Source organism: Brevibacterium sp. Marseille-P9724 (assembly GCF_902500275.1).
Lineage (GTDB): Bacteria > Actinomycetota > Actinomycetes > Actinomycetales > Brevibacteriaceae > Brevibacterium.
On the sequence record NZ_LR723005.1, the window covers coordinates 1 to 5329 of the forward strand.

General features: G+C 55.1%; 2 rRNA genes. Both read right to left on the bottom strand.

The features are described from left to right. Window positions 1–101: 101 nt before the first annotated feature. Window positions 102–3203: ribosomal RNA gene (locus GC119_RS10820) — 23S ribosomal RNA — on the bottom strand. Window positions 3204–3702: 499 nt separating this feature from the next. Then, window positions 3703–5230 (bottom strand): 16S ribosomal RNA (locus GC119_RS10825). Together the 16S and 23S rRNA genes form the textbook arrangement of a ribosomal RNA operon. Window positions 5231–5329: the final 99 nt, after the last annotated feature.

The following is a 5329-nucleotide window of genomic DNA, read 5'->3' on the forward strand; positions in this document are numbered from 1 at the left end:
GTGTGGGTGGTTGGTGTGGACGCGAACAACGATCATGGTGATGATGGTGTTGTGTTTGGTGTGTTACTCGTCTTGACACCCCACAGTGTGTGTGGGGTTGTTTGGGTGAGTGATTGGTGTATTAGTACCAGTCAGCTGCGCACATTGCTGTGTTTCCACATCTGGCCTATCAACCCAGTCGTCTACTGGACACCTCAGGGGAAATCTCATCTTGAAGCAGGCTTCCCGCTTAGATGCTTTCAGCGGTTATCCTTCCCGAACGTAGCCAACCAGCCATGCACCTGGCGGTACAACTGGCACACCAGAGGTTCGTCCGTCCCGGTCCTCTCGTACTAAGGACAGCCCTTCTCAGATTTCCTACGCACGCAGCGGATAGGGACCGAACTGTCTCACGACGTTCTAAACCCAGCTCGCGTACCGCTTTAATGGGCGAACAGCCCAACCCTTGGGACCGACTCCAGCCCCAGGATGCGACGAGCCGACATCGAGGTGCCAAACCATGCCGTCGATATGGACTCTTGGGCAAGATCAGCCTGTTATCCCCGAGGTACCTTTTATCCGTTGAGCGACCACGCTTCCACAAGCCATGGCCGGGTCACTAGTCCCAGCTTTCGCTCCTGCTCGACACGTCCGTCTCACAGTCAAGCTCCCTTGTGCACTTACACTCACCACCTGATTGCCAACCAGGCTGAGGGAACCTTTGGGCGCCTCCGTTACTCTTTGGGAGGCAACCGCCCCAGTTAAACTACCCATCAGGCACTGTCCCTGGACCCGATCAGGGCCCGAAGTTCAGGAATCCACTATGGCCAGAGTGGTATTTCACCAATGACTCCACACACACTGGCGTGCATGCCTCATAGTCTCCCACCTATCCTACACAAGCCACACCGAACACCAATACCAAACTATAGTGAAGGTCTCGGGGTCTTTCCGTCCTGCTGCGCGTAACGAGCATCTTTACTCGTAATGCAATTTCGCCGAGTTCGCGGTTGAGACAGCAGAGAAGTCGTTACGCCATTCGTGCAGGTCGGAACTTACCCGACAAGGAATTTCGCTACCTTAGGATGGTTATAGTTACCACCGCCGTTTACTGGGGCTTAAATTCTCCGCTTCGAACCCAAAGGTTCTAACAGATCCTCTTAACCTTCCAGCACCGGGCAGGCGTCAGTCCGTATACATCGACTTACGTCTTCGCACGGACCTGTGTTTTTAGTAAACAGTCGCTTCTCTCTGGCCTCTGCGACCACCACCAGCACATCCAACCGCCAGGGTTGTTCACCAGGGTGGTCCCCCTTCTTCCAAAGTTACGGGGGCATTTTGCCGAGTTCCTTAACCACGATTATCTCGATCGCCTTGGTATTCTCTACCTGACCACCTGAGTCGGTTTAGGGTACGGGCAGTTTGAACCTCACGTCGATGCTTTTCTTGGCAGCAGAGGATCACCGGATCACCCCACCATTGTGGGGCGCCCATCAGCTCTCAGCCCTATATGTGTGGCGGATTTGCCAACCACACGGCCTACAACCTTAGACCGCGACAACCATCGCACGGCCCGGCTACCTTCCTGCGTCACACCTGTTACCACGCTTACCTACAAAACCCTCAGGTCCCACCACCACACACCACACACACTCCAAAGGAGCATGTTGCGGGTGTAGCACTGGTTAGTATCAGATTCTTCGGTATGGACGGTTCTTCACTGGTACGGGAATATCAACCCGTTGTCCATCGACTACGCCTGTCGGCCTCGCCTTAGGTCCCGACTAACCCAGGGCGGATTAACCTAGCCCTGGAACCCTTGGTCATTCGGCGGACGGGTTTCTCACCCGTCTTTCGCTACTCATGCCTGCATTCTCACTCGCATAGCCTCCACCACTGAATCACTTCGCAGCTTCACCGGCCACACGACGCTCCCCTACCCAAAAACACCCGAGTTATCGGTTGAATATGTTTTTGCCACAACTTCGGTGGTGTGCTTAAGCCCCGCTACATTATCGGCGCGGAATCACTTGACCAGTGAGCTATTACGCACTCTTTCAAGGGTGGCTGCTTCTAAGCCAACCTCCTGGTTGTCACTGCAACTCCACATCCTTTTCCACTGAGCACACGCTTAGGGACCTTAGTTGATGGTCTGGGCTGTTTCCCTCTCGACTACGAAGCTTATCCCCCGCAGTCTCACTGCCACGCTGACTTCACGGCATTCGGAGTTTAGCTGACGTCAGTAACCCTCGCGGGCCCATCAGTCAACCAGTCGCTCTACCTCCGCAAAGCACCACGCAACGCTGCACCTAAATGCATTTCGGGGAGAACCAGCTATCACAGAGTTTGATTGGCCTTTCACCCCTAACCACAGATCATCCCCCCAGTTTTCAACCTAGGTGGGTTCGGGCCTCCACGCCGTCTTACCGGCGCTTCACCCTGCCCATGGCTAGATCACTCCGCTTCGGGTCTAGGACACACGACTCAAGTCGCCCTATTCGGACTCGCTTTCGCTACGGCTTCCCCACACGGGTTAACCTCGCCACATGCCACTAACTCGCAGGCTCATTCTTCAAAAGGCACGCCATCACCCCAACAAGCAGGGCTCTGACGGATTGTAGGCACACGGTTTCAGGTACTCTTTCACTCCCCTCCCGGGGTACTTTTCACCATTCCCTCACGGTACTATCCGCTATCGGTCACCAAGAGTATTTAGCCTTACCAGGTGGTCCTGGCAGATTCACACGACATTCCACGAGTACCGTGCTACTCGGGCACCAACACACACAAACCACTGCGGTTTCAGCTACGGGACTCTCACCCACTCCGGTCAGGCTTCCCAACCTGTTCACCTACCACACTGCATCCATGCCCCAGCCATGCTGAACTGAGACGATCGGCCCCACAACACCGCGCATGCAAAACCAGCACGCTTGACACACACACGGTTTAGGCTCTTCCGCGTTCGCTCGCCACTACTAACAGAATCATTCTTATTTTCTCTTCCTATGGGTACTAAGATGTTTCACTTCCCCACGTCACCCCCACAAAGGCTATACATTCACCCCGTGGTCACTACGCACAACACGTAGCGAGGTTTCCCCATTCGGACACCCTCGGATCACAGCTCGTTTACCAACTCCCCGAGGCTTATCGCAGATTACCGCGTCCTTCATCGGCCCTTGATGCCAAGGCATCCACCATGCGCCCTTGAACACTCACCACCCCACACAGGACACACACAAACCACAAAAAGGCCTGCACATGCGCACGAGGGTGGCAAGACGAATAACACAAGAAACACAAAATCAAACAAAATCACAACAACCACACACATAAACATGCGCGTGATTGCCAGATGCTCGCGTCCACTATTCACAAATCAACAACAACCACCACACACCCAGACCACCACCCCCAACACAGGGAATGACAATCCACGGCGGTGGAAGAAGAACCACCACACACCCCTACGAGCGTGTGGGCCTGTTCCCCCACAACCCAACAGCGTGCCTGCCCACACCCACACACCACCACACGAGCACTCCATCCACGAGCACCCTGAAGTGATACGCCAGTGCAGAAGTTTCGCAGTGTTCCACCCATGAGCACCCCACACACCCAACCTGGATGTCAGGGCCTACCACAACACACCCCCACAACCACCACCACCAAACAGCAGCAGCAGTCCTTAAGAGTGTGTTTGATTGTGTTGCTCCTTAGAAAGGAGGTGATCCAGCCGCACCTTCCGGTACGGCTACCTTGTTACGACTTAGTCCCAATCACCGGTCCCACCTTCGACGGCTCCCCCCACACAGGTTAGGCCACCGGCTTCGGGTGTTACCGACTTTCGTGACTTGACGGGCGGTGTGTACAAGGCCCGGGAACGTATTCACCGCAGCGTTGCTGATCTGCGATTACTAGCGACTCCGACTTCACGTAGTCGAGTTGCAGACTACGATCCGAACTGAGACCGGCTTTAAGGGATTCGCTCCACCTCACGGCATCGCCACCCTCTGTACCGACCATTGTAGCATGCGTGAAGCCCAAGACATAAAGGGCATGATGATTTGACGTCATCCCCACCTTCCTCCGAGTTGACCCCGGCAGTCTCCTATGAGTTCCCACCATCACGTGCTGGCAACATAGAACGAGGGTTGCGCTCGTTGCGGGACTTAACCCAACATCTCACGACACGAGCTGACGACAACCATGCACCACCTGTACACCAGCCCCAAAGGGCGCACCTATCTCTAGGCGATTCCAGTGCATGTCAAGCCTTGGTAAGGTTCTTCGCGTTGCATCGAATTAATCCGCATGCTCCGCCGCTTGTGCGGGCCCCCGTCAATTCCTTTGAGTTTTAGCCTTGCGGCCGTACTCCCCAGGCGGGGAACTTAATGCGTTAGCTACGGCGCGGAATCCGTGGAATGGACCCCACACCTAGTTCCCAACGTTTACGGCATGGACTACCAGGGTATCTAATCCTGTTCGCTCCCCATGCTTTCGCTCCTCAGCGTCAGTAACAGCCCAGAGTCCCGCCTTCGCCACCGGTGTTCCTCCTGATATCTGCGCATTTCACCGCTACACCAGGAATTCCAGACTCCCCTACTGCACTCCAGTCTGCCCGTACCCACTGCACGCGCACCGTTAAGCGGCACGATTCCACAGCAGACGCGACAAACCACCTACGAGCTCTTTACGCCCAATAATTCCGGACAACGCTTGTACCCTACGTATTACCGCGGCTGCTGGCACGTAGTTAGCCGGTACTTCTTCTGCAGGTACCGTCACCCAAAGGCTTCTTCCCTACTGAAAGAGGTTTACAACCCGAAGGCCGTCATCCCCCACGCGGCGTCGCTGCATCAGGGTTCCCCCCATTGTGCAATATTCCCCACTGCTGCCTCCCGTAGGAGTCTGGGCCGTGTCTCAGTCCCAGTGTGGCCGGTCGCCCTCTCAGGCCGGCTACCCGTCGTCGTCTTGGTAGGCCATTACCCCACCAACAAACTGATAGGCCGCGAGCCCATCCCCAACCGAAAAAACTTTCCACCACCCAACATGCGAAAGATGGTCATATCCGGTATTAGACCCAGTTTCCCAGGCTTATCCCGAAGTCAGGGGCAGGTTACTCACGTGATACTCACCCGTTCGCCACTCATCCACCCAGTGCAAGCACCAAGCTTCAGCGTTCGACTTGCATGTGTTAAGCACGCCGCCAGCGTTCGTCCTGAGCCAGGATCAAACTCTCCACTAAAAACAAAAAGAAGATCCCAACCAAAAGAAAACTGACAAGAACAAAACAACACCAACAACCACAACAGCTGCCAGCATCATCCTGCTACAAATCAAAAAA